The organism is Sphingobium sp. 15-1, from assembly GCF_013375535.1.
Taxonomy (GTDB): Bacteria; Pseudomonadota; Alphaproteobacteria; order Sphingomonadales; family Sphingomonadaceae; genus Sphingobium; species Sphingobium aromaticivastans.
This window is the reverse complement of record NZ_JABXJG010000001.1, coordinates 1,664,320-1,689,063: the sequence shown is the minus strand read 5'-3', so window position 1 is coordinate 1,689,063 and position 24,744 is coordinate 1,664,320. Positions and strand designations below refer to the sequence as shown.

The following is a 24,744-nucleotide window of genomic DNA, read 5'->3' as shown; positions in this document are numbered from 1 at the left end:
GCCCTTTTCTTTGGCATGCCGTTGCCGGCTCAGCCGAAGCGTGTCAGCCTTCCACCTTCGCATGCTTGGGGGCGGCTTCGTTGAGGATGCGCAGGATCTTCTTGAGCGCGCTCGGCTCGTCCGTCTCCTCCATCGCCGCGAGTTCGCGGGCGAGGCGGCTGGAGGCGGCCTCGAAGATCTGCCGTTCGGAATAGCTCTGCTCCGGCTGGTCGTCGGCGCGGAACAGGTCGCGGGTCACCTCGGCAATCGACACCAGGTCGCCCGAATTGATCTTCGCTTCATATTCCTGAGCGCGGCGCGACCACATGGTACGCTTCACCTTGGGCTTGCCCTTCAGCGTCTCGACCGCTTCCTCCAGCGTCTTGTTGGAGGACAGCTTGCGCATGCCGACGCCTTCGGCCTTGTTCGTGGGCACGCGGAGCGTCATGCGCTCCTTTTCAAAGCGGAGAACATAGAGCTCCAGCTCCATGCCCGCGATCTGCTCCTTCTGCAGCTCGATGACGCGGCCAACGCCATGCTTGGGGTAAACAACATAATCACCAACGTCAAAGGACAGCGCCTTGGCAGCCATTTGAAACCTTTCCATATTACCGGGGGAGCGGTGGCGTTCGCGTTGCAAGTGCGAACAGGTGCACGAGCCGAGGGGGATGCGGCGCCACCATCAATTCATCAGGCATTTGTCTCCGTAGCGGACGCGACCATGTCCACCTGTTGGCGCCTATTTAGCAGATTCGTAACAAAATTGCCACCCCTGGACACAAAATCCGGGAGTGGCCTTGCAAATTAAACGCAACAGCTTGTTTGAGGCAGCGCCGGACCGGTCACGGCTGACGCTGCGGCGCGGCAGATCAGCTACCGGTGCCGGGCTCGGGCGAGAAGAACTGCTCCAGCTTGTTTTCGACGCCCTTCATCGCGTCGGCGTCGGCGGGGGCGTCGCCCTTGACGGTGATGTTCGGCCATTCGGCGGAGAATTTCGTGTTCAGCTCCAGCCACTTTTCCAGGCCGTTCTCCGTGTCGGGCAGAATCGCCTCGGCGGGGCATTCCGGCTCGCACACGCCGCAGTCGATGCATTCGTTCGGATTGATGACCAGCATATTCTCGCCCTCGTAGAAACAGTCCACGGGGCAAACCTCGACGCAATCCATATATTTGCAGCGGATGCAGTTATCGGTCACGACGTAGGTCATGGGTCAACACTCTTGGAAACGGGACAATGGGCGCCCTGCTATGCGCGGTCGGCGCGAAGGTCAATGAGGATATTGTTGGGGCGGGGGTAGTGGGCTTTTTCCCGTTATCCCCGCGGGGGCGGGAATTCATCTCACTTGCCGATGAACTTGGGGCAATGTGGGGAGATGGGTTCCCGCCTTCGCGGGAATGACAAAGGGGGAGCGTCAGGCGCCGACCGTCAGTTCCTCGTAGCAGGATTGGGCTTCGGGGGCGGGGCCCCTGCGGCCGGGGAGCTGAAGGATACGGACCACCCGCACGCCGCTGGGGTGGGGAAAGGTGATGAGGTCGCCCGCCCGCACCGGGGCATGCGAGCGTTCGATGCGGCGGCCGTTGAGGCGGATATGGCCGTCCTCCGCCATTTTCTGGGCGACCGAGCGGCTTTTCGCGAGGCGCGCGAACCAGAGGAATTTGTCGATGCGCAGGCTTGGCCCGTGGGCCGGCACCATGCCCGCGTCAGCCATTGCGGCCCAGCAGTTCGGCAAGACCCGCAAAAGCGTGGTTGCCGATGGGCGCGGTCCCCGACGAGGCGGCGGGGCGCGGGGCGCGGTCGCCGCGTGCTTTGCCCTGGGGCTTGCCTTGGGGCGAGTGGCCGCGCTTGTCGCCTCGCTGATGCTGCTGTTGGGGGCGGGGCTTCTGGCGGCCGCGGAAGACCCAGTTGGGCCCGCCTTCCTCGGGCGCTTCCACGGCGCGGAAGCCGGAGAGGCGCATCAGTTGGAGGAAGGCTTCTTCGGAAAGGCCCAGCGACACGATCTGCGGGCTTTGCGCGGTGAAGGCCTCATTCTTGGCGATGGCTTCATGGGCGGTGCGGGCCATGCGTTCGGCCATGTCGATCCGCAACATCTGCTCGCCAAAGCCGCGGAAACCGGCGATGCGGGCGCCCATCTGCTCGAACTTTTCGCCGGCCGGGATCAGGGTGAGGCCGGAGCCGGGCAGCGGCAGGCAGGGCTTGCCGAGGCGGGCGGCCAGCAAGGCGGCGCGCCAGCGGGCGGAGCCGGGCTTCAACAGGCCGGGATGGTAGATGTCGAGCACGCCAATATCGATGCCGGCACGGCGGAGAAGATGCCGCTGGTCCTTGTCGAGATGGCCGAGCGCCGAATCGAGATCGGTGCGGGCGATCACGCCGCCCGCATCGGCCAGTTGCGCGAAAACGGCGCGGACGACGGCAGGCACTTCGGGATCGGAGGAACTGGCGACCATCTTGGTAAGCGGCAGGAGATGCTTTTCCTTCTGCGCGTCGAACCATGTGCCGAGACGGGCCGTCACCTGCTTCTGCACGTCCTGACCCAAGGCCAGAAGCGCGCGATCCAGCCGGATTTCGGGGGTCAGCAGCGCGGGGCCGCCATGCAGCGTGGCCACCGCGTCCCCCTTCCAGCTTATGCCGGGGGCCTGTCCTGCTTCGTCCATGAGCGCGAAATCAGTATCGGGTGCGCCCAGCAATTCTTCAGCCTTCACTCGCAATATCCTTCCAAGGCGCCGTTCAGCGGCCGCCAGCAGCATCTTCCTGTCCTGATGCCGGGTAGCGGGATCGACCGAGAAACGAAATCCGTCAAGTCGCCCGATCGTCTCGCCATCGACGCAGACTGTCCCATCCGGCTCTATGTCGACCGGCAGATTGGCCGCGCTCTGGCCAATATCCCTTAGCAGAACCGTGGTGCGGCGGTCCACGAAACGCTGCGTCAGCGCGGCGTGCAGCGCGTCGGACAGCTTTTCCTCCAGGGTGCGGGTGTGTTCGGCCATTTCCGCCGGATGGGCGAGCCAGTCGGCGCGATGGGCGATATAGGACCAGGTGCGCGCCGCGGCGATCCGGCCGAAGAGGGTGTCGATGTCGCCCTGCACCGAATCGAGTCGGGCGATCTGCTGGGCGAACCAGTCGCGGGGGATATGGCCGGTCCCTTCGGAGAGAAAGCGCCAGATGCGGCTGACGGTGCGGGCGTGGTGCTCCGCGCCCAGCTTCTGGAAATCGGGCAGGCCGCAGGCGGACCAGAGGCGTTCGACCTGTTTCTGACCCTTGGCGCGCTCGATGACGAGCGGATCGTCGGCCAGGCGCTTGAGGACGGCCAGGTCGACCGCTTCGGGAGCGGGGCGCAGTTCGGGGCGTTCGGGTTTCTGTTCAAGGTCGAAGAGAAGGTGATCGAGCCTGTCGGTGCGCGGCGTGCCGTCGCGCCAGAAAAGTTGCTCGAGCGGGGGGAAGCGGTGGGCTTCGATCGCCTCTATCTCTTCGGGGGTGAAGGCGGCGTCGCCATCTTCATGACCCAGGCTGCCGAAGGTGCCGTCCCTGTGGTGACGGCCTGCGCGCCCGGCGATCTGCGCCATTTCGCTGACGGTCAGGCGGCGCGCGCGGCGGCCGTCGAATTTGCGCAGCGAGGCGAAGGCGACATGGGCGACGTCCAAGTTCAACCCCATGCCGATCGCGTCGGTGGCGACCAGATAGTCGACCTCTCCGTTCAGGAACATCTGCACCTGCGCGTTGCGCGTGCGGGGGGAGAGGGCGCCCATCACCACCGCCGCTCCGCCCCGGAAGCGGCGGAGCATTTCAGCTACCGCGTAAACCTCCTCGGCGGAGAAGGCGACGATGGCGGAGCGCTTGGGGAGGCGGGAGAGCTTTTTCGCGCCCGCATAGCTGAGTGTGGAGAAGCGGGGGCGGCCGATGATCTCGGCGTCGGGGACGAGCGCTTTCACCACCCGGCTGATGCTGGCGGAGCCGAGGATCATGGTTTCCTCGCGGCCGCGCGCGCGCAGCAGGCGGTCGGTGAAGATATGGCCGCGTTCCGGATCGGCGCTGAGCTGGGCTTCGTCGAGGGCGACGAAGGCGTAATCCTTCAGGCCGTCCTGCGCAGGTTCGCGGCCCCCACCGATCGGCATCGATTCCGCCGTGCAGAGGAAATAGCGCGCTCCGGGCGGCACGATCTTTTCCTCACCGGTAATAAGGGCGACCTGCTGCGGCCCCTTCATGCCGACGACCCGATCATAGACCTCGCGCGCCAGCAGGCGCAGCGGAAAGCCCATCATTCCGGAGCTATGGCCGCACATGCGTTCGACGGCGAGGTGGGTCTTGCCGGTATTGGTCGGGCCCAACACGGCGGTGATGGGCGAGCGGGCGAACTGGGCCATGACCCTCATGTCGGGCATGGCGAAAGGAAGGGCAAGGGCAAAGGCTTGGTAAATCGGCGCCATGCTCCAAATTGGTCCGCCGGTCCGCCATGTGGCACGTCTGGGCGCAGAAAAAGGGTTAAAAAAGCCGCGTTTATTTGACTTTAACCTTGTGCTTTTACAAAATCCCGGATGAACGCGCGGCGGGGGTCGTGGCGATATTGCCTCGGGGGCCTGTTTTTCCGTGTTTCATGGCAGTCAGATCAACGCCCAACAGGGGGGCGCCTCCGCGTCCCTGTGGCTGACTGACTCGCTGCGCAATCCGGGACCGGCGGCGGACTTGCGCGACTGGCGCGAGAAGCTGCGCGACTGGGCCGAGGATGTCGAGCTGGTTCCCGACCTGGGGCAGCGGGTCGGAAGTTTCACCTGGTTCCGGGGACTTGCGAGCTGTTTCGGGCTATGCGCGGCGGCGCTCTACCTGTCGCCGGGCTTCCACGCGCTGCCGGGCGAGCCGCAGCCGCTGATGGCCTCCAAGCAATTTGACGAAGTGCGCAGCCAGATGATCATGCCGCTCGCTATGGGCGCGGACAGTGGACGGCGCATGGGGCCGACCGACGCGGTGCAGCCGCTGCGCGAGACGCCGGAGCGGCCGCAGATCGAGCTGCGCGCCCAGATTGGCGGGAGCGATTCGCTGGGCAGCGCGCTGACCCGCGCCGGGGTGAGCGGCGGCGATGTGGCGACGGTGATGAGTCTGGTGGCCAGTGATGTCGGCGCGGGGATGAAGCCGGGCACGCCGCTGGACATCGTGCTGGGCCGCCGGGCAAGCCGGGACATGCCGCGTCCGCTGGATAAGCTGGCCTTCCGGGCGCGGCTGGACCTGGGGATAGAGGTTTCGCGGGCCGGCGGGGTGTTGCAGGTCCAGCGGACCGCCATTCATGTCGATAATACGCCGCTGCGCATCCAGGGCGTGGTGGGGGAGAGCCTCTATCATTCGGCGCGGGCCGCCGGAGCGCCGCCCAAGGCGATCCAGACATTCCTGCGGGTGGTCGCGCAGCAGGTCGATCTGGGGTCGATCTCGGCAGGCGATCGCTACGACATCGTGACCGAATATCATCGCGCCGATACCGGCGATGTCGAGGTGGGCGACCTGTTGTTTGCCGGGTTGCACCGGGCGAGCGGGCGCGGCATCGACATGCTGAAATGGACGCAGGATGGCCGGACCCAATGGTTCGAGGCGTCGGGCGTGGGCCAGCGGCGGGGCGTGCTGTCCGCGCCGGTCGCGGGGCGCATGTCGTCCAGCTTCGGCATGCGGCGGCACCCGATATTGGGCTATACCCGGATGCATGCGGGGATCGACTTCGCGGCGGCCTATGGATCGCCCATCTATGCGGCGACCGACGGCGTGGTGTCCTATGCCGGGCGGCATGGCGGACATGGCAATTATGTGCGGCTGGAGCATGGCAGTGGCCTTGCCACCGGCTATGCGCATATGAGCCGGATCGCGGCCGCGCCGGGGCAGCGGGTGCGGCAGGGGCAGGTGATCGGCTATGTCGGTTCCTCGGGCCTGTCGACCGGGCCGCATCTGCATTATGAACTGTATCGCAACGGGCAGACGATCAATCCGCTGTCGGTGCGCTTCACCACCACGGCGCAATTGGCCGGGCAGGAATTGGCGGCTTTCCGGGCGCGGCTGGTGCAGTTGAAGAGCCTGCGGGTGGGCTTGCCTGTGCAGGTGGCTCAAAAGCAGCCGGCCCGAGTGCGGCGCCGGCGGCTTCCGGGAAATAGCTTTTCGTGGCGGATGCTGTCCGCTAACGCGCGGGCATGAACGCACCCGCTTCCGACATCACCGCAATATTGCTGGCCGGGGGGCGACCGGTTCCCGATCCCTTGGCGGTTGCGGCCGGGGTGGCGGTGAAGCCGCTCGTGCCGGTCGCGGGCGAGCCGATGATCAACCGTCCGGCACGGGCATTATTGGCGCATCCGGCGATCGGACGGGTGATCGTGCTGACGCAGGCGCCGGAATTGTTCGCGGCCGATCCGGCGACGGCCTGGCTGGCGGCGCATCCCAGGGTGCGGTTCGAGAGGAGCGGGGGTGGGATCGCGTCCTCGCTGCTGCCGTTATTGGGCCGGGCGGATTTGCCCTTTCCGCTGCTGATGACCACGGCGGATCATGTGCTGCTGGATGTGGCGATGCTCGACCAGATGGTAAGGCAGGCGTCCGGAGCGGACATTGCCGTGGCGATGGTGGAGCGGGCTACCCTGCTGGCGCGCTATCCGGAGTCGCGGCGGACCTGGCTGAAGTTCCGTGACGGCTGGTGGTCGGGTGCGAATATCTTCTGGTTCGGCAGCGGCAAGGCGCGGCCGGTGATCGCGCTCTGGCAGGAGGTCGAGCAGGACCGGAAGAAGGGGTGGAAGATATTGTCAGCCTTCGGGCCCTTGGCCTTGCTGGGGGCGGTGCTCAGGATTTCCACGCTGCGGGACGGGATCGCGCGGGTGGGGCGGCGGTTCGGGCTGGTGGCGCGGCTGGTAGCGATGGAGAAGGCTGAGGCCTGCATCGATGCCGACAAGCCTGATGATGTGGTGCTGATCGAGGCGATTTTGGCTAACGCAGTCGAATAGAACTTTCGTGTTCCTGCGGAGGCAGGAGTCCAGTGCAGACCGTGGTGTGGCATTCAGACGGCGGGACTGGGCTCCTGCCTTCGCAGGAGCACGATGTTCCTTAATAGCCGTCCAGATCCTCCAGCGCCGTGAAGCGCTGCGACCAGAGTGCGCCATAGACCGCCATCCATTGCACCACTGGAGCAAGGCCCTTGGCGCGGGCGATGTAGTAGGTTTCGCGCCCAGCCCGACGGGCCGTCACGAGGCTGGCGCGTTTCAGCTTGCCGAGGTGGCGGGACACCATAGGTTGCGATACGCCGGAAATGGCGGTGAGGGCGTGAACGCTCTGTTCCCCTTCGCGCACCAGATATTCCAGCAGCGCCCGCCTTGTGCCGTCGGACAGGGCCTTGAAAAGTTCGTCGCAGGAGGCGGACCGGTCCCCCCTCAAAATATGTTCTATCATCGTTTTAATATAATCAAATGGTTATGAAATGGTCAAGCGGAGGTCCGTTTTTGCGCTCTGAAGCGGCGTTAACCAAAAAACTTTTTGGCCCTTTCCTGCTGAGTCTTTTGCGTCACACTAGCCGATCTTGAGTCTTTCGAGTCGCGTTCGACTCAATATCTAGTGGCTACCCGGTTCGTTCTCCGCGACGTTAACCATTGTGTGAGGCTCGAACCCTAAGCCGCTGATCTTGACGGCGGACTCCCGAGGACTCATCGCTGGGCCTCAGAAGCAAACGGGGGTCACTAATGGGTGTCATGGAACGCGTCGCGCCGCGGCGGAAAAAGGCGATTGCGCCGGTCTCGATCGAGGCCGACCGCCTGCTGCGGGGTGATTGCATCTCCGAAATGGCGAAGCTGCCCGACGCCTGCATCGACATGATCTTTGCCGACCCGCCCTATAATCTCCAGCTTGGCGGCGATCTGTTCCGGCCCGAGGGTAGCCGCGTCGATGCTGTCGACAATGATTGGGACAAGTTCGACACGCTAGGGTCCTATGACCGCTTCACCAAGGCTTGGCTGCGTGAGGCGCGGCGCATTTTGAAGCCCAACGGCTCGATCTGGGTGATCGGCAGCTATCACAATATCTTCCGCGTCGGCACGGCCCTGCAGGACGAAGGCTTCTGGATTCTGAACGACATCATCTGGCGCAAGTCCAACCCCATGCCCAATTTCAAGGGCACGCGCTTCACCAACGCGCATGAGACGCTGATCTGGGCCAGCCAGGGCGAGGATGCGAAGTACACCTTCAACTACAAGGCGATGAAGACGCTCAACGACGAGTTGCAGATGCGCTCGGACTGGGTGCTGCCGATTTGCGGCGGGCAGGAGCGGCTGAAACGCAACGGCACCAAGGCGCATCCGACGCAGAAGCCGGAGGCCTTGCTCTATCGCGTGTTGCTGGCCTGTACCAAGCCGGGCGATGTGGTGCTCGATCCCTTCTTCGGGACGGGGACGACGGGCGCGGTGGCCAAGCGTCTGGGGCGACGTTGGATTGGGATCGAGCGCGAGGACGATTATATCGAGGTTGCGCTGGAGCGGATCGAGGCGGCGTTGCCGCTGGATGAAAGCGCGCTCACCATCATGCAGACGGCGCGGCAGCAGCCCAAGGTGGCCTTCGGCACGCTGGTCGAGACGGGCTATTTGCAGCCCGGCGCGGTGCTGACGGACAGCAAGCGCCGCTGGCAGGCGGTGGTGCGGGCGGACGGTTCGCTCAGCGTCGGGGCGGATACGGGGTCTATCCACAAGATGGGGGCCACACTCCAGGGTGCGCCAAGCTGCAACGGCTGGACCTTCTGGCATATCGAGATCGATGGGGCGCTAAAGCCGATCGATACGCTGCGGCAGACCTATTTGCTGGCGAACGAGCCTTAAGCGGCTCCGTGTTCCTGGGCAGGCGTTCGAGCGAGACAAGCGGCTCGTGAGAACCCAGTTCAGACCCTGGTTTATGCGCGCTACCGCAGAACTGGGCTCCTGCCTTCGCAGGAGCACGGCGGGACGCTAAGGGAAGCTCTCGATCCGATCGAAGGACATGGCAATGCTTTCCCAAATCCCTGCCGATGCCCGGCTTTACCTGCGCCCCACTTGGTTCGTGCCGTCGCCCATCGGCTTGGCCGAAGGGTCGGCGGCGCGGATGGGCAATGGGCTGATCTGGTTTCAGGGCTATGAGCTGACTGCGCGGAAGGATGGCCGGCGGGTGGCTCGGGTGACGGTGCCGGTCGCGGAATTTGCCGATGCCGTCGAGGGATTGCCCGATGCGCTGGCTGAGCGGGCGCAGCGGTTGGCGGCCAATATCTCGTCGCAGCGGCCGCCTCTGGTGCTGGACGGGAGGACGATCCGCTTCGACGCGCCGCAGGTGATGGCGATCCTGAACATCACGCCCGACAGCTTTTCCGATGGCGGCAAGCATATGGACGATCCGCAGGCGGCGGCGGATGCGGGCTTCGCCATGGCGGCGGCGGGGGCTTCGCTAATTGATGTAGGCGGGGAATCGACCCGTCCCAAGGCGCCGAAACTCTGGGAAGGGGATGAGATCGCCCGCGTCGTGCCGGTGATCGAGAAGCTCGCGGCGGCGGGCGTTTCCTTGTCCATCGATACGCGCAAGGCGGCGGTGATGGAGGCTGCGCTGGCGGCGGGAGCGGCGGTCGTCAACGATGTGAGCGCGTTGCGGCACGATTCGCGGGCGATGGACGTGGTGGTTTCGGCGGGCTGTCCGGTGATCCTGATGCATGCGCCCTCGGCTGGGGACGATCCGCATGCGAATCCGGACGGTTATGGCGATGTCGTGGCCGATGTGTTCGATATGCTGGAGACGCGGGTCGAGGCCTGTCTGGCGGCCGGGGTGGCCCGCGAGAAGATCATGGTCGATCCGGGATTGGGCTTTGGCAAGTCGTTGAGCGACAATCTGGCGCTGGTGAACGGCTTGGCGCTGTTCCAGGGGCTGGGAGTGCCGTTGCTGTTCGCCGGGAGCCGCAAGCGGTTGATCGGGGCTTTGTCCAATGAGGCACCAGCGGCGGAAAGGCTGGGCGGATCGGTGGGCCTGGCCTTCCGCGCGGTGGAACTGGGCGCGCAGATGGTGCGGGTGCATGACGTCAAGGAAAGCGTGCAGGCGCTGCATCTGTGGCGCGGGTTGGCGGATGCAGGGTTGAGCGCGGTTTGAGGGTGGGGGTGGGTTTGGCCAGTAGCCGCCATTAAGCGGCACGTGCTCCTGCGCAGGCAGGAGCCCAGTCCCACCTTAGTGTGTCATCGCAACAGCCGAACTGGGCTCCTGCCTGCGCAGGAGCACGGTGTACTTCACGGAAAGCGGACGGTCCGCCTTCCACCCGTTACAGCCGCTACTTCCGGAAACTCTCCGCCGCCGCGCAGGCCAGTTGATCGGCGCGCTCATTCTCCGGATGGCCCGCATGACCTTTGACCCATTGCCATGTCACCTGATGGCGGGCGGCGGCCTTCACCAGTAGCTGCCACAGTTCGGCATTCTTCACCGGCTTCTTGTCCGCCGTTTTCCAGCCGTTCTTCTGCCAGCCGAAGACCCATTTGGTGATGCCGTCCATCACATATTTGCTGTCGGTGTAGAGCGTCACCTTGCATGGCCGCTTGAGCGTCTCCAGCGCCTGCACCGCCGCCATCATCTCCATGCGGTTATTGGTGGTCTGCGCCTCTCCGCCGGAAATGTCCTTTTCCTTGTCCCCAAAGCGCAGCACGGCGCCCCAGCCGCCGGGGCCGGGATTGCCCTTGCACGCGCCGTCGGTGAAGATTTCGACCGCTGGAAGCTCGCTCATGCGCCGAGCAGCGCCGCCGGGTCGGCGCTGGCGTAGAAATCGAGGCGGCGCAGATAGGCCAGCGGATCCTTGCGCGTCACCAGCGCGTCGGCGGGCGTGTTGATCCAGTCATAAGCCCGCGTCAGCAGGAAACGCAGCGCCGCGCCCCGGCAGAGGATCGGGAAAGCGGCGCGTTCGGCTTCGGACAGGCCGTGGGTCGCGGCATAGCCTGCGCCCAGGGCTGCGGCGCGGTCCGCGAACCAGATCGCGCCGTCATTGCTGAAGCACCAGGCGCTGTGGGTGACGGCCAGATCATAGGCGCGAATGTCGGTGCAACTGAAATAAAAGTCGATCAGGCCCGTCACCTCATCGCCCAGCATCAGCACATTGTCGGGGAAGAGGTCGGCATGGATGACCGACCGGGGCAGGTCGGCGGGCCAATGCGCGTCGAGGAAGGCCAGTTCCTCCGCCACCCGCGCACCCAGGCCGGAGGCGATTTGGTCGAAATCCTCGCCGCATCTGGCCGCGAGGTCATGCCAGCCGGGCAGGTCGAGCGCGTTGCGCCGCTCGCCGGTGAAGCCTTCCGCTGCGCGGTGCATTTCGCCCAGCGCCGCGCCGGCGGCACGGGCCTGGCCGATGGTCGGTTCGCTGACGGAGATGCCGGTCAGGAACTCGATCAGACAGGCGGGACGACCGGCGAGCTGCTGAAGCCGCTTGCCCTCGCGATCCGCGATGAAGCGGGGGACAAGGCAGCCGCGCGCGCCCAGATGGTCGAGCAGGTCCATGAAGAAGGGGAGGTCCGCCTCATTCACCCGCTTTTCGTAGAGGGTGAGGATATAGCGGTGGCCTCCCCCGGAACCCAAGGCGCCGTCATGGCCGGTGGTTTCGAGCAGGTAATTGCTGTTTTCCACCCCCTCAGCGATGCCCTTGGCCGACACGAGGCGTCCAGCGTCGTAGCGGGTGAGGAAGGCGTCGATCTCTTCGGCGGGAACCTGGGTATAGACGGCCATGGATTTACGCGGCCTCCAGTCCGCGGGGGAGCTTGAAGGCAATGTTTTCGCGGGCGGTTTCCACCTGCTCCTCGATCACGTCGAACCGTGTGGCCAGCCGGTCGACCACTTCGCGCACCAGTATTTCGGGGGCGGAGGCGCCCGCGGTGAGGCCCAGCGTGCGCACGCCTTCCAGCCAGGCGAAGTCCATATCGTCGGCGCGCTGGATCAGCCGGGCGGGCGTGCCTTCGCGCTCCGCCACCTCGACCAGCCGCAGCGAATTGGAGCTGTTGGGCGCGCCGATCACATAGACGGCGTCGCACCGCGCTGCGATCGCCTTGACCGCCGCCTGCCGGTTGGAGGTGGCGTAGCAGATGTCCTCGCCCTTGGGCGCATGGATGGCGGGAAAGCGGCGCAGAAGCGTCGCGACGATGGCGGCGGTGTCGTCCACCGACAGCGTCGTCTGCGTCAGGAAGGCCAGATTGCCCGGATCGGCGGGGGTGAAGGCTTCGGCATCCTCGACCGTTTCGATCAGGGTCATGTGGCCCGCATCGACCTGGCCGAAGGTGCCGATCACCTCCGGATGGCCCCGGTGGCCGATGAAGAGGATGTGGCGCCGCGCCTCCACCTGGCGTTCGGCTTGGCGATGGACCTTGCTGACCAGCGGGCAGGTGGCGTCCAGATAGTCCAGTCCGCGTTCCTCCGCCTTGGCGGGCACCGCCTTGGGCACGCCATGGGCGGAAAAGACCACCGGCACGCCGTCGGGCACCTGGTCCAGTTCCTCCACGAAGATCGCGCCCTTCGCCTTCAGACTGTCGACCACATATTTGTTGTGGACGATTTCATGGCGCACATAGACCGGCGCGCCATATTTCTCGATCGCCCGTTCGACGATGACGATGGCGCGGTCGACGCCGGCGCAAAAGCCGCGCGGGGCAGCGATCAGCAGCTTCATGGGCGGGTGAGAGGTCATGGCTTGCCGCTTAGGCTAATGTGGCTTTGGATGAAAGCCGCTTCCTTTCGGTTGCGTGGGAAGCAGGCTATGGATAAGAAGCCCAACGCCTGTTCCCAAGGGATTGCCTGTGACCTTTTCTCGAATTGCGCTGACCGGAATGATCGCCATGGCCCTGGCGGGCTGCTCCCAGCGGGGCGAAATCGATCCTACGGGCGGCATCGTGGCTGTTCGTTCGGCCTGCCCGGTGGCGGCGATCCCGGCCCAGACCGGCGATGTCACCCTGTTCAATCCGGCGAGCAGCACTGAGGCCCGCGCCATCGACGTGGTGGCGGACATCACCAATTTGCGCTCGAGCTGCGCCGATGGGGAACAGCTTTATACCGAGGCGACCTTCACCGTGAACGCCCGCCGCAGCGATGCGAGCGCGGCGCGGCAGGTGACGCTGCCTTATTATTCCGCCGTGGTGCGGGGCGGCAACGCCGTGGTCGCCAAGCGCGTGGGCCAGGTGGTGCTGGACTTCCCGGCAGGGCAATATCGCGCCAGCGCGACCGCCAAGGCCGGTTCCTATGTGAACAAGGCCGCCGCGACGCTGCCCGCGCCCATCCAGGCGATGATCACGCAGAAGCGCAAGGCGGGCGACGCCGACGCGGCGATCGATCCCTTCGCGCAGCCGGACGTCAAGGCGGCCCTGCAGCGAACCAGCTTCGAGCTGCTCGTGGGGTTCAACCTAACCCCGGATCAGCTCAAATATAACGCCACCCGCTAAGCTCAGTTCATTTCCCCGTTCGGGCTGAGCTTGTCGAAGCCCCGTACTTCTTGGAAGAAAGGGCGACCCTTCGACAGGCTCAGGGCGAACGGCGCCTGTTGGAAAGTTGGCCCCTTGTCTCTGTATAACCGCTTCACCGCCCATCTCGACGCCGTGCTCGACGCGCTGGAGGCCGACGGCACGCTGCCTGCAGGCCTGAACCGCAAGCCGGTGACGGTCGAGCCGCCCCGCGACGCCAGCCATGGCGACCTCGCCACCAATGCCGCGATGGTGCTGGCCAAGCCCGCGGGCACCAATCCGCGTGCATTGGCGGACAAGATCGTCGCGGGCCTGGAAAGGCTGGACGAGGTGGAGGGCGCCTCCATCGCCGGTCCCGGCTTCATCAACCTCAGGCTGACCGACGCCACCTGGCGCGCCGAACTGGCCGCGATCCATGCGGAGGCGGAGGAATATGGCCACTCCTCGACGGGCGAGGGCGTGACGGTCAACGTCGAATATGTCTCCGCCAACCCGACCGGCCCCATGCATATGGGCCATTGCCGGGGCGCGGTGGTGGGCGATGCGCTGGCGACCCTGCTGGAGCATATCGGGCACAAGGTCATCCGCGAATATTATATCAACGACGCAGGCGGGCAGGTCGACGTGCTCGCCCGGTCGGCGCATGTGCGTTACCGCGAGGCGTTGGGCGAGGATGTGGGGGAAATCCCCGAAGGCCTGTATCCGGGCGACTATCTGGTGCCGGTGGGGCAGGCGCTGTCCGCCGAATATGGCGACAAATATGTCGGCGCGCCGGAGAGCGAATGGCTGGTGCCGTTCCGCACCAAAGCGGTCGCCGCGATGATGGAGATGATCCGCAGCGACCTGGCGCTGCTGGGCATCCATCACGACATCTTCTCCTCCGAGGCCGAATTGCAGGCGGCCGGGAAGCCCGAAGCGGCGGAAAAATGGCTGCGCGAGCATGACCTCGTCTATGACGGCGTGCTGGAAGCGCCCAAGGGCGAGACGCCGGAGGATTGGGAGCCGGTCGAACTGCCGCTGTTCCGCTCGACCCAGTTCGGGGACGATCAGGACCGGCCGATCAAGAAATCCAACGGAAGCTGGACCTATTTCGGCGCCGACATGGCCTATCATTTCCAGAAGGCGCAGACGGCCGACCAGTTGATCGACATTTGGGGCGCCGACCATGGCGGCACGGTGAAGCGCATCCAGGCCGCCGTCGCCGCGCTGACCGAGGGCAAGGCGCGCTTCGACGTCAAGCTGATCCAGATGGTCCGTCTGCTGCGCGACGGTGAGCCGGTCAAGATGTCCAAGCGCGCCGGCAATTTCGTGACGCTGGCCGATGTGGTCCGCGAAGTGGGCAAGGATGTGGTGCGCTTCACCATGTTGACGCGCAAGGCCGATGCGCAGATGGACTTCGATTTCGCCAAGGTGGTGGAGGCGTCGAAGGACAATCCGGTCTTCTATGTGCAATATGCCCATGCGCGGATTTCCTCGCTTGGACGGCGGGCGGAGGAGGCGGGGATCGATCTGCCCGCGCCCGACCTGTCCCGCCTTGGGACGGAGGAGCTGGGGCTGGTGAAGCTCGCCGCGCAGTTCCCGCGTGTGGTGGAGGGGGCGGCTTCGGCCCGCGAACCGCACCGTATTGCCTTCTATCTCAATGACTTGGCTTCGGCTTTCCATAGCTGGTGGAATCTGGGCAACGACAATCCGCAGGCGCGGGTCATCCTGATGGACGATCCGGCCACCACCTCTGCGCGGCTTTTCTTGAGCCGGGGAATCGGGCAAATCATCCGGAACGGCTTGGCGCTGATGGGCGTCGCAGCCTTGACCGAGATGCAGTAACCGGCGGAGGCACGGACGAGATGGGCGATTATGCGCGGGGCAGGCTGGACCTGGACGACGATGAGCGTCTGCCCTGGCTGGAGCCCGCCATCGAGGATGAGGAGGATCAGGGGCTCTCGCCGCTGCGGCTGCTGGGCTTCATTCTCTTTGGGCTGGTGCTGATCGGTCTGGTCGTCGCGGGCGTGTGGCTGATCCAGAATCGTTCGGGCGGGGCAGGCGGCGAGGGCAAGCTGATCGCCGCGCCCGCCGGGGACTATAAGATTCCGGCCAAGGAAGCCGACGCCAAGAAGTTCGACGGCGAGGGCGACGCCAGCTATGCCGCGAGCGAGGGCGTGGCGCGGGATGGACGGATCGACCCGACTCGGGTGCCGGAGGCGCCGATCACGCCGACGGGGGCCGCAGGCGACGCCAAGCCCGTTCCCGGCAAGCCTGCCCAGAGCGTGACGGCGAAGGTGGCTGACGAGACCAACGCCAAGCCCGCCGCGGCGGCGGCCCGTTCCTCCGGGGGCGGCACCATCCAGCTTGGCGCCTATGGCAACCAGGCCTTCGCGAAGGATGCGTGGAAACGGCTGTCCAAGCGCTTCACCTATCTGGAACCGCTGCCCATGTCGATCGAACAGGCGGAGGTCGGCGGCAGCACCGTCTATCGCCTGCGCGCTGCGGCGGGCGGGCAGGCGAGCACGCTCTGCGGCAAGTTGAAGGTGGCGGGCGAGAGCTGCATGGTGGTGAATTAGGATTTGGCCTGAAATGGCCAGGAGCTGCCGTTAAGCGCGCCGTGCTCCTGCGAAGGCAGGAGCCCAGGCCTGTCCTCAGTAAATCATCGCACCGTCTGAACTGGGCTCCTGCCTTCGCAGGAGCACGTTTTGCTTCAAGGAGCAGACGGTCCGCCAACCACCCATTTTTATCCCTCAGCCAAATCCCACAAATCCTGTGCCAAGGCCGGAATAACCCCTTCGACAGAGCCTCTTTCAGCCGCTACCATCCCTATCATGAAACCCGTTATCTTCGGCCTTTCCGGCGAGACTCTGACGCCCGATGAACGCGCCTTCTTCGCGGAGGCCCAGCCCGCCGGATATATAATGTTCCGGCGCAATATCGTGGATCGCGTACAGCTCCGGACGCTGACCGATGATCTGCGCGCACTGCATGGTCGCGACGATCTGCTTATCATGATCGACCAGGAAGGCGGCCGAGTGGCGCGGATGCAGGCGCCGGTCTGGCCGAGCTTTCCGCCCGGAGCGGCGTTCGACCGGCTCTATGAGGTTGCGCCGTCCAGCGCCATCGCCGCCGCCCGCGCCAATGCCCGCGCCATCGCGACGACGCTGGCGGAGGTCGGCATCACCGTCGACGCCCTGCCGTTGCTCGACGTGCGGCACGAGGGGGCGAGCGACATCATGGGCGACCGGACGCTGGGGGCCGAGCCGATGCGGGTCGCGGCTTTGGGCCGGGCGGTGATCGAGGGACTGGCCGATGGCGGCGCGGTCGGCATCGTCAAGCATATGCCGGGCCATGGCCGGGCGATGGTCGACAGCCATCATGAACTGCCCATCGTCACTGCTGACGAGGATGCGCTGGCGGTCGATCTGGCGCCGTTCCAGGCGCTCAAGGATGCGCCCATGGGGATGACGGCGCATGTCGTCTATACCGCATGGGACCCGGATCTGCCGGCAAGCCTGTCTCCCTCCGTGATCGAGACGATCATTCGCGGGCGCATCGGCTTCGATGGGCTGCTGATGTCCGACGATCTCGATATGAAGGCGTTGAAGGGCAGCATCCCCGAACTGGCGGCGGCGATCGTCGCGGCGGGGTGCGATCTGGCGCTCAATTGCTGGGGGCGCATGGACGATATGGTGGGGATTGCGGAGCTGCTGCCGGAGATCACGCCCGAAGCCAAGGCGCGGCTCGATCGGGCGATGGCGTCGACGCACAGGCTACCGGACGGGCCGCCGCTGGAGGAATTGCTCGCCACCCGTGATGCGCTGCTGGCGATGGTTGCGGCGTGAAAGCTATAGGCTGTCATACCTCCCTGGGACGGGGAGGGGGACCGGCGAAGCCGGTGGAGGGGTATCACCCCATCGATAGCGCGCGCCCCCTCCACCATTGCTGCGCAACGGTCCCCCTCCCCGTCCCGGGGAGGCATTGAGGGTGGACGATCTTTTCACCCCTCCCGCCGTCCCCCGGCCCGAAACGCTGCCTGAAACCCTTATGCTCAGCTTTGAAAGCTGGGAGGGGCCGCTCGACCTGTTGCTGGCGCTGGCGCGGACGCAGAAGGTCGATCTGCGCGAAATTTCCATCCTTGCGCTGGTGGAGCAATATCTCGCCTATATCGAGGGTGCGCGGAAGTTGAAGCTGGAGCTGGCCGCCGATTATCTGGTGATGGCGGCGTGGCTGGCCTATCTCAAATCCGCGCTGCTGCTGCCGAAGGAGGCGCAGCCTGAACCCAGCCCCGAGGACCTCGCGCTCAGGCTGCAATTGCGGCTCCAGCGCCTGCACGCGATGCGGGAGGCGGGCGCGCGGCTGATGGCGCGGGACCGGATCGGCCGCGATGTCTTCGTGCGGGAAAAGCCGGAAGGGCTGCGCCTTGTCCGCAAGGCGAAATGGGCGGCGAGCCTGTTCGACCTGATCCAATCCTACGGCCAGATTCGCGCCCGGACCCAGCCGGTGGTGCATATGGTCGCGGTGCGGCCGGTCATGACGCTGGACGAAGCGATCCAGCGGGTCAGCACGCTGGTCGGCGCGGCGATCGACTGGACCGCGCTTGAAGCCTTCCTGCCGAGCGGGCAGGATGGGCCGATGGCACGATCGGCGCTCGCCAGCAGCTTCGTCGCCGCGCTGGAACTGGCGCGGCAGGGGCGGCTGGAAATCCAGCAGGAGGGGATTTTCGAACCTATCTTCCTGCGCGCCGCCGTGCCGGAACCGACTGCGGGGCGCCTATTGTGATCGAAGAATATGACGATTTCCTCCGCGCGGTCGAAGCCGTGCTGTTCGTGTCGGAACAGCCGCTGACCCTTGGCGAACTCAAGCTGCATGTGGGGGAGGCGGGCGATCTGGCGGCCGCGCTGGCGACGCTGAGCGATCATTATGCCGGGCGCGGCATCAACCTGCTCGAGCGGGGCGGGCGCTGGCATTTCCAGACCGCCGCCGACCTCGCCCATATCCTGCGCCGGGAGAAGGACGAGACGCGCAAACTGTCCCGCGCCGCCATGGAAACGCTGGCCATCATCGCCTATCATGAGCCGGTGAGCCGCGCCGAGATCGAGGCCATTCGCGGCGTCCAGGTGGCGAAGGGCACGCTGGACGTGCTGATGGAGGCAGGCTGGGTGCGGCCCGCGGGACGGCGGGAAGTGCCCGGACGGCCGCTCATCTACGCCACCACGGTAGAATTCCTGTCACATTTCGGCCTTAGCAGCCGCCGGGACTTGCCGGGCATCGACGATCTGCGGGCCGCTGGGCTGCTCGATCCGGTGGATTTGGCGCTTGAGGGTCTTGGCGCCCAATCCGTTGTGGAAAATGACGAGGAAGACGCTTAGATCATGTTCTTAGAGAACATGATCTGCGCGCTTTGTTTGCCGTGATTTCTGAGCCGGGAAATGTTCCATTTCCTTCGAAATCACTCTAGATAGGCTGGGTTTCAGGAGAAAGTTAAAATGGGTTCCTTTTCGCTGATGCACTGGGTCATCGTTCTCCTGGTGGTCATGCTGCTGTTCGGCGGCGGCCGGATCTCCGGGCTGATGGGTGACGTCGCCAAGGGCATCAAGAGCTTCAAGAAGGGCATGGCCGATGATGACGACGATGTCGCGCAGGCCAAGCCCGCCACGCGCATCGAGGGCCATCGCGTGCCTGAGCAGGACGCGCCGACTGCCGCGCCGACGGCGACAGACGAAAAGACCAAGGCCTGATTTTCCTCAGGCCGGGGCGGTAGGCACGCATGTTTGGCATCGATTCGTCCGAATTTCTGGTGATCGTGATCATTGCGGTGATCGTCATCGGCCCCAAGGACTTGCCTCGCGCGCTCTATAAGGTGGGGCAGATCGTGGGGAAGGCGCAGGGCATGGCGCGCCATTTCCGCACCGGCATCGACGCGATGGTTCGCGAAGTCGAGCTGGAGGAGCTGGAAAAGAAATGGGCCGCGGAGAACAAGCGGATCATGGAAGAGCATCCGCCGGAGACGACCGGAGCGCCCGAAGCGCTGCCCGCGCCGGTGGATGAGGCCGGGACGCATCCGCCCTTCGTCGCGGAATCCGCGCCCGTAGCGGCCAGTGAGGCGCCGGTTGCTCCGTCGGCGGTCCAGCCCGCGGCGGACGGTCCGCCCTATGTGGCGCAGGAACCGGTGCGGAAGGGTGACGCGGCGGCATGAAGGACATCGATGATAGCAAGGCGCCGTTGCTCGACCATCTGATCGAACTGCGTGGGCGGTTGCTCAAATGCGTCTATGCCTTGTTCATCACGGGCGCGATCTGCTTCTATTTTTCGGAGCAGTTGTTCGCCATCCTCGTCCATCCGCTGAAGGAGGCCTTTGGTGACGGCGGCGGGCGGCTGGTCTACACCAAGCTCTACGAAGCCTTTTTCGTGCAGGTGAAGATCGCGGTTTTCGGGGCTTTCTGCCTGTCCTTTCCGATCATCGCCAACCAGCTTTGGGCCTTCGTCGCGCCGGGGCTTTACGCGAAGGAGAAGAAGGCGCTGCTGCCGTTCATCATCGCCACGCCTTTTCTCTTCGGCCTCGGCGCTTCGCTCGCTTATTTCGTGGTGATGCCGACAGCCTTCCATTTCTTCCTGGAATTTCAGGGGAATAGCAGCGGCTTGCAAGTCGAGGCATTGCCGAGCGCGGACGCCTATCTGGGGCTGGTGATGCAGTTCATCCTGGCTTTCGGCATCAGTTTCCTGATGCCGGTGTTGCTGATGCTGCTCAATCGGGCCGGGTTCGTCAGCCGGGCCCAGTTGATCGGCATGCGCCGTTACATGATCGTTGCCGCCTTCATCCTGGCAGCGGTGCTGACCCCGCCCGATGTCGTGTCGCAACTGATGCTCGCGATCCCGCTGTTGGCGCTTTATGAGATCACGATCATCGCCATCTGGTTCACCGACCGGAAGCAGGCGAAGGAATTGGCGGCGACCGAAGCGGCCGACACCGCGAGCTGAAACGAAAAAGGCTCGCCGGGGAGGCGAGCCTTTTGCCTATGAGCGGGTCAGTTGGCGGCGTTCTCGACCGCCTGGCCTGCGCTCTGCACGTCCTTGCCTGCGCCCTCGACCGTATTGCAGGCCGCGACCATCAGCGAGCCCGTCAGCAGCAGGGCGGCTAAAATCTTCCTGGTCATCATCCTCTCCTTTTCAGAGCTTTCATGTCCCGCCTTTGTGCGTGACGGGAAAATCTCAACCGGCGCCATGCCGGCGACGAGAGAACAACCCATCGGCCGGAAAAGCGTTCCGAAAGCGAAAATATCTCTGATTTCCGTGAGATAGCCCCAAAAATTCTGAGCCCGGAACGCGTCGGGGGGGGAGATGCGTTCCGGGCTCATGTTTTTTTGGATAGCAAGAGCGGGGGGCAAAAGATTTGCTATCCGAAGAGCAGAACTATCGGATAGCGCATTAGGTTCCGCCGCCCACGAAAAATCCTAAGTTTTTTAAATTGTTATTTTTCAATGCATTAGATGGTTTATGATGGGGTAATTATAAAATATTCCCTGGCCCGGCGAAAAAATCCGGGATCGGTCAAATCAGCGGGCGGCCGCTGTTGCGATATTCGGGTCGGACGGTCGATTGGGGCAGGGCAGCGGCGCCAGGCAGGGGCGCGGCAATCGCTGGATCGTAGGGGGCGGGGAAGGGAGATACGGGAATGGCCGGGTCGAACGGCAGGGGCTTTGCGAACGTCGCCGGGCGGGATGGTCCCGACAGCGTTTCCCGCCCCATATAGGCGGCGCGGAAAGCCGCGGGCGTGCCGCCGAAGCCGGACGGGCGGTAGAAGATATGCGCGCCGATCACCGCGACGGGTCGCATTGCCCCGGCCCAATCGGGGTGCACCGCCAGAGTGTGATAATAGGTGGCGAGACCGACGGGCTTGTAGACGAGGCCGGAAAGAGCCTGGGCGGCGATACGACGGGCGCGGGCCCAGCCCTCGGCGCTGGCCATGCGCGCCATGGAACCGTCGCAACTGAAGGTGAACTGGCAGCGATAATCGGTCCGCTCCGACCCCTGATAGATGACTCCGCACACGCTTTTCGGCCAGGCCGGGTTGCGCACGCGGTTCAGCACGACCTGCGCCACGGCGCGCTGGCCGTCCTCCGGTTCGCTTCCGGCCTCATAATAGATGGCCGAGGTGAGGCAATTGAGCGCCCGGTAGCTGTCGAGCGCGGTCAGGCCGCGGAAAGCCGCCTGCACCGCGTCGAGTCCCAGGACATGCTCGCTGCGCAGCGTGGCCGCGCCGGGAACGGGATCGAAGGCGCCCTCAGCGAAGAAAAAGGCTGCGCCGGGGAAATTTTCGCCCGCCCTTTCCGCATGGTCATCCTCGGTGCCGGAGGCAGCCAGCAGGTCGAGCGGCGCGGCGGTGATCAGGCGCGGCGCCGCCAGGGCGAGAAGCGCCAATGCGGCGACCGCGCCATGTCCTGCCTTCAACGCCCTCGCTGTGCCGCCGCCTGCCAACCGACCAATTCCCTCGGAGAATCCGTAGCTTGATACCGGCCATAAGGGAAAAGCCTTGCTATTTCCTCCCAGGATTATGGCCTGTCCCCCAATGGGACGGCGGGCGGAGCAAAGCTTAACGGAGTACGGGACAAACCGGACTTTTGCGCGGTCATCATTCCCTTGCTTGGCAAGTCCGCCTTTGGTCCGCTATGCGGAAGCCATGCTGGTTCAGAAAGATAGCCTCGCCCTGATTGGCAACACGCCGATGGTGCGCCTCACTGGCCCTTCGGAAGAGACGGGCTGCGACATTTACGCGAAATGCGAATTCGCCAATCCCGGCGCCTCGGTGAAGGACCGCGCGGCGCTGTTCATCGTCAACGATGCCGAGGAAAAGGGGCTGTTGAAGCCTGGCGGCACCATTGTCGAGGGCACGGCGGGCAATACCGGCATCGGTCTGGCGCTGGTCGCCAATGCCAAGGGCTACAAGACGATCATCGTTATGCCCGAGACGCAGAGCCGCGAGAAGATGGACACGCTGCGCGCCCTGGGCGCAGAGCTGGTGACGGTGCCGGCGGCGCCCTATTCGAATCCGGGGCATTTCGTGCATACCTCGCGCCGTCTGGCCGAGGAGACGGAGGGCGCGATCTGGGCCAATCAGTTCGACAATATCGCCAATCGCAAGGCGCATATCATCGGCACGGCGGAAGAGATCTGGACCCAGATGGACGGGCAGATCGACGGCTTCACCTGCGCGGCGGGGACGGGCGGGACGATTGCGGGCGTCGGGCTGGGCCTGAAGGCGCATGACGAGAATATCACCATTGCCTTGAGCGATCCGCACGGCGCGGCGCTCTATAATTATTACGCCCATGGCGAGCTGAAGGCCGAAGGGTCTTCGGTGGCCGAAGGCATCGGGCAGGGCCGCATCACCGCCAATCTGGAGGGCGCGCCGATCGATGCCCAGTTCCGCATTTCGGATGAGGAAGGGCTGCTCTGGGTCCGCCGTCTGCTGGCGGAGGAAGGGCTGTGCCTGGGGCTCTCGTCGGGCATCAATGTCGCGGGCGCGGTGGCGCTGGCGAAGCAGCTTGGGCCGGGCAAGCGGATCGTCACGATCCTGTGCGATACCGGATTCCGTTATCTTTCAACGCTCTACAATCGCGAGTGGCTGGAATCGAAGGGCTTGACTGTCTTCCCCTGGCTCGCGCACACTCGTTGACTGTCGATACGGGTCTCGACAGCGAGAAAAAAGAGCGCTTCATGGCTGAAACACCCCGCCAACAGGAAGGGTTGCAGCGTGTCCAGATCGGCCTCACCGGGCTGGCGGGCGTGGTGTTGCTCGTGGGTCTGGCGAATATCGTGATCGACAAGGCGCGGATCGACGATCCGACCGTGCCGCCGCCGACCGTGCCGACGCTGGACGTCAATGCCGTGTCGCCCAAGGAGCCGCTGGCCGAACTGGGCGTGCAACCCGCGCCGGAACAGGCGCCGATCGTGCCGGACTTGCAGCCGGACCCGAATTTGAAGAAACCCATGGATCGCGAGATTCCGCCGGCTTCGCGCTGATTGGCGGCGGGTCGGGCTTGAAGGCTGCGCTTCGGACATTTTTGATGCTGGGCCTGCCGGGCGTGGCGGTGCTGCTTGGCGGCTTGCCTGCGCTGTTGCGGACGGGGCAGGTCGACCCGCGTGGGTGGATGGTTCCGGCGCTGCTGTTGGTTCCGGCGGCGGCTTTGTTGAAAGCGCGGCGGGGTGAGGGGGCGGCTTGGTGGGTCGGGCTGGGAACGGTTGGGACAGTGCTGTCCTGTGCGTTTCTGGCGGCTTGGCGGGTGCCGGGATTGGTGCCGACGCTATGGTTTTTGGCTGCGGTTTTGGCGGCGACGGTTGCCGGATTAATGTTCCGTGTTCCTGCGAAGGCAGGAACCCAGTTCCGCCGTTTGAACTGGGCTCTCACGAGCCACGCGTCTCGTTCGAGTGCCTTCGCAGGAACACGGCATAGTGTGGGGCTTGGGTTGGCTCTGTTGACCTTGGCGGTCTGTTGGTTCGCGAATGAACCTCGCATCGAACGCTTGCCGGGAAAACAGCCTGAACTGGCGGTCATCAGCGGCCTGCCGTTATTCTGGCGTGAGAATGGCGTCAAAGCGGACGCGCCGATCATCACTGTCCTGCGCCAGCGCTTTGACGTGCAACCAGTCGACAGTCCTCTCGCTCTGAAAAAGGGCAGCGCCAAGATATTGCTGCTCGCCCAGCCGCGCGCCTTTTCGATGGATGAGCTAGTCGCCCTCGACGCCTGGATCAGCAAGGGCGGCAAGGCGCTGATCCTGGCCGATCCGCAATTGCGCTGGCCGATGGACTTGCCGCTTGGGGACCGGCGCCGGCCTCCGGCTGTGACCTTGCTCGCGGCGATGATCGAATATTGGGGCGTGAAATTACTGCCGCCCGCAGCCGGAGAGAAGCGCCATTTTCTGGGCGATGGGCGGGTTCTGACTGCATATGCAGCCTCCCGGTTCGCGGATGCGGGGTCGAATTGCCGCATCGTCGGGCGCGACCTGGTGGCGCGTTGCGCCATGGGGAGGGGCGTAGCGACGATCGTGGCCGATGCGGACCTGCTCGATGACCGGCTCTGGCTGGCCGATCCCGCCGCGCCGCTGGAGCCGGATCAATGGACTGCGGACACGCCGCAATTCATCGCCGGGCTGTTGGGCGGGGCGCTTCCCGACGGGCGGCGCTGGGTCCGGTCGGGCGATGCGCTGGTCAATGCCGTTCGTTGGGCGATGTTGGCCGGGATTTTCTGGGCAGGTTTGGGAACGGCGCTGTTCTGGCGGCGACCGGAGCCTCCTTCGGGCCTTCCTCTGCAACGTCTGGCCCTCTCGAAACCGGCAAAAGAGGATTAAATACCAGAAC

Annotated in this window: 26 protein-coding genes; 16 read left to right on the top strand and 10 right to left on the bottom strand. The window is 64.9% G+C overall.

Features of this window, described 5'->3' with window-relative positions; translation table 11 throughout:
- Positions 1-43: 43 nt before the first annotated feature.
- The 4 genes from HUK72_RS07985 to HUK72_RS07970 form a co-directional block, all read right to left on the bottom strand.
- Positions 44-571, bottom strand: a complete 528-nt coding sequence (locus HUK72_RS07985) for a CarD family transcriptional regulator (protein WP_007683582.1) — start codon at positions 569-571, stop codon at positions 44-46.
- 277 nt (positions 572-848) lie between these two features.
- Positions 849-1,187, bottom strand: a complete 339-nt coding sequence (gene fdxA / locus HUK72_RS07980; RefSeq protein WP_176596310.1) for a ferredoxin FdxA — start codon at positions 1,185-1,187, stop codon at positions 849-851.
- 204 nt (positions 1,188-1,391) lie between these two features.
- A complete protein-coding gene (locus HUK72_RS07975; RefSeq protein ID WP_176596309.1) occupies positions 1,392-1,688 on the bottom strand; it encodes an RNA-binding S4 domain-containing protein in 297 nt (98 codons plus the stop codon).
- Positions 1,681-4,338: a helicase-related protein gene (locus HUK72_RS07970; RefSeq protein WP_369805983.1), complete on the bottom strand. Its 2,658-nt coding sequence runs from the start codon at positions 4,336-4,338 to the stop codon at positions 1,681-1,683. The genes HUK72_RS07975 and HUK72_RS07970 overlap by 8 nt, the downstream gene beginning before the upstream one ends.
- Positions 4,339-4,561: 223 nt before the next feature.
- Here HUK72_RS07970 and HUK72_RS07965 point away from each other — a divergent pair, with 223 nt between their 5' ends.
- Positions 4,562-6,142, top strand: coding sequence for a M23 family metallopeptidase (locus HUK72_RS07965; RefSeq protein ID WP_176596308.1), 1,581 nt, complete (start codon positions 4,562-4,564; stop codon positions 6,140-6,142).
- Positions 6,139-6,936 carry a nucleotidyltransferase family protein gene (locus tag HUK72_RS07960; RefSeq protein WP_176596307.1) on the top strand — a complete coding sequence of 266 codons (798 nt, stop codon included), beginning with the start codon at positions 6,139-6,141 and terminating at the stop codon, positions 6,934-6,936. Before HUK72_RS07965 ends, HUK72_RS07960 begins: the two co-directional genes overlap by 4 nt.
- Positions 6,937-7,036: 100 nt before the next feature.
- On the opposite strand, the gene HUK72_RS07955 is transcribed toward HUK72_RS07960, so the two are convergent.
- Entirely contained in the window at positions 7,037-7,378 is a 342-nt protein-coding gene (locus tag HUK72_RS07955) for a helix-turn-helix transcriptional regulator (RefSeq protein WP_176596306.1), read from the bottom strand.
- A 287-nt stretch (positions 7,379-7,665) separates the two neighbouring features.
- On the opposite strand from HUK72_RS07955, the gene HUK72_RS07950 reads away from it, so the two are divergent.
- Together HUK72_RS07950 and folP are read left to right on the top strand one after the other, a co-directional pair.
- Complete coding sequence (locus HUK72_RS07950; protein ID WP_304413928.1) at positions 7,666-8,790, top strand: site-specific DNA-methyltransferase; 1,125 nt, start codon at positions 7,666-7,668, stop codon at positions 8,788-8,790.
- A gap of 163 nt (positions 8,791-8,953) precedes the next feature.
- Positions 8,954-10,075, top strand: a complete 1,122-nt coding sequence (folP, locus tag HUK72_RS07945) for a dihydropteroate synthase (protein WP_176596305.1) — start codon at positions 8,954-8,956, stop codon at positions 10,073-10,075.
- A gap of 175 nt (positions 10,076-10,250) precedes the next feature.
- Here folP and rnhA read toward each other — a convergent pair whose 3' ends face one another.
- Genes rnhA through ispH form a run of 3 tightly spaced genes read right to left on the bottom strand, consistent with a single transcriptional unit; the run spans position 10,251 to position 12,638 of the window.
- On the bottom strand, positions 10,251-10,697 hold the full coding sequence (gene rnhA / locus HUK72_RS07940; RefSeq protein ID WP_176596304.1) for a ribonuclease HI: 447 nt from the start codon (positions 10,695-10,697) through the stop codon (positions 10,251-10,253).
- Positions 10,694-11,686: a homoserine kinase gene (thrB, locus tag HUK72_RS07935; protein ID WP_176596303.1), complete on the bottom strand. Its 993-nt coding sequence runs from the start codon at positions 11,684-11,686 to the stop codon at positions 10,694-10,696. Before thrB ends, rnhA begins: the two co-directional genes overlap by 4 nt.
- A 4-nt stretch (positions 11,687-11,690) precedes the next feature.
- Positions 11,691-12,638 (bottom strand): 4-hydroxy-3-methylbut-2-enyl diphosphate reductase, encoded by a 948-nt coding sequence (ispH, locus tag HUK72_RS07930; protein ID WP_176596302.1) that lies wholly within the window; start codon positions 12,636-12,638, stop codon positions 11,691-11,693.
- A gap of 139 nt (positions 12,639-12,777) precedes the next feature.
- On the opposite strand from ispH, the gene HUK72_RS07925 reads away from it, so the two are divergent.
- From HUK72_RS07925 to tatC, 9 genes are all read left to right on the top strand, one after another.
- Positions 12,778-13,386, top strand: coding sequence for a hypothetical protein (locus HUK72_RS07925; RefSeq protein ID WP_176597785.1), 609 nt, complete (start codon positions 12,778-12,780; stop codon positions 13,384-13,386).
- A 114-nt stretch (positions 13,387-13,500) separates the two neighbouring features.
- The gene (gene argS, locus HUK72_RS07920) at positions 13,501-15,228 is read left to right on the top strand and encodes an arginine--tRNA ligase (protein WP_176596301.1); all 1,728 of its coding nucleotides are present in this window, start codon (positions 13,501-13,503) and stop codon (positions 15,226-15,228) included.
- 20 nt (positions 15,229-15,248) lie between these two features.
- Complete coding sequence (locus HUK72_RS07915; RefSeq protein WP_176596300.1) at positions 15,249-15,962, top strand: SPOR domain-containing protein; 714 nt, start codon at positions 15,249-15,251, stop codon at positions 15,960-15,962.
- Between the two features lie 255 nt (positions 15,963-16,217).
- Positions 16,218-17,231, top strand: coding sequence for a beta-N-acetylhexosaminidase (nagZ, locus tag HUK72_RS07910; protein ID WP_176596299.1), 1,014 nt, complete (start codon positions 16,218-16,220; stop codon positions 17,229-17,231).
- Positions 17,232-17,373: 142 nt separating this feature from the next.
- On the top strand, positions 17,374-18,168 hold the full coding sequence (locus HUK72_RS07905; RefSeq protein WP_176596298.1) for a ScpA family protein: 795 nt from the start codon (positions 17,374-17,376) through the stop codon (positions 18,166-18,168).
- On the top strand, positions 18,165-18,758 hold the full coding sequence (gene scpB / locus HUK72_RS07900; RefSeq protein WP_176596297.1) for an SMC-Scp complex subunit ScpB: 594 nt from the start codon (positions 18,165-18,167) through the stop codon (positions 18,756-18,758). The genes HUK72_RS07905 and scpB overlap by 4 nt, the downstream gene beginning before the upstream one ends.
- Before the next feature lie 117 nt (positions 18,759-18,875).
- Positions 18,876-19,127, top strand: coding sequence for a twin-arginine translocase TatA/TatE family subunit (locus HUK72_RS07895; protein WP_176596296.1), 252 nt, complete (start codon positions 18,876-18,878; stop codon positions 19,125-19,127).
- 29 nt (positions 19,128-19,156) lie between these two features.
- The gene (gene tatB / locus HUK72_RS07890) at positions 19,157-19,585 is read left to right on the top strand and encodes a Sec-independent protein translocase protein TatB (RefSeq protein WP_176596295.1); all 429 of its coding nucleotides are present in this window, start codon (positions 19,157-19,159) and stop codon (positions 19,583-19,585) included.
- Positions 19,582-20,367, top strand: coding sequence for a twin-arginine translocase subunit TatC (gene tatC, locus HUK72_RS07885; protein ID WP_176596294.1), 786 nt, complete (start codon positions 19,582-19,584; stop codon positions 20,365-20,367). The genes tatB and tatC overlap by 4 nt, the downstream gene beginning before the upstream one ends.
- 47 nt (positions 20,368-20,414) lie before the next feature.
- Here tatC and HUK72_RS07880 read toward each other — a convergent pair whose 3' ends face one another.
- Together HUK72_RS07880 and HUK72_RS07875 are read right to left on the bottom strand one after the other, a co-directional pair.
- Complete coding sequence (locus tag HUK72_RS07880; protein WP_025546951.1) at positions 20,415-20,543, bottom strand: entericidin A/B family lipoprotein; 129 nt, start codon at positions 20,541-20,543, stop codon at positions 20,415-20,417.
- A gap of 394 nt (positions 20,544-20,937) precedes the next feature.
- Positions 20,938-21,837, bottom strand: a complete 900-nt coding sequence (locus HUK72_RS07875) for a cell wall hydrolase (protein WP_255325647.1) — start codon at positions 21,835-21,837, stop codon at positions 20,938-20,940.
- A 229-nt stretch (positions 21,838-22,066) separates the two neighbouring features.
- Between HUK72_RS07875 and HUK72_RS07870 the strand changes: the two genes are divergently transcribed.
- From HUK72_RS07870 to HUK72_RS07860, 3 genes are read left to right on the top strand one after another with little or no spacing between them, the layout of a single operon-like run.
- A complete protein-coding gene (locus HUK72_RS07870) occupies positions 22,067-23,062 on the top strand; it encodes a cysteine synthase A (RefSeq protein WP_176596293.1) in 996 nt (331 codons plus the stop codon).
- 41 nt (positions 23,063-23,103) lie between these two features.
- Positions 23,104-23,409 (top strand): hypothetical protein, encoded by a 306-nt coding sequence (locus HUK72_RS07865; RefSeq protein WP_044660141.1) that lies wholly within the window; start codon positions 23,104-23,106, stop codon positions 23,407-23,409.
- Positions 23,410-23,426: 17 nt separating this feature from the next.
- Positions 23,427-24,734 (top strand): GldG family protein, encoded by a 1,308-nt coding sequence (locus HUK72_RS07860; protein ID WP_255325646.1) that lies wholly within the window; start codon positions 23,427-23,429, stop codon positions 24,732-24,734.
- The last annotated feature ends 10 nt before the right edge of the window (positions 24,735-24,744 follow it).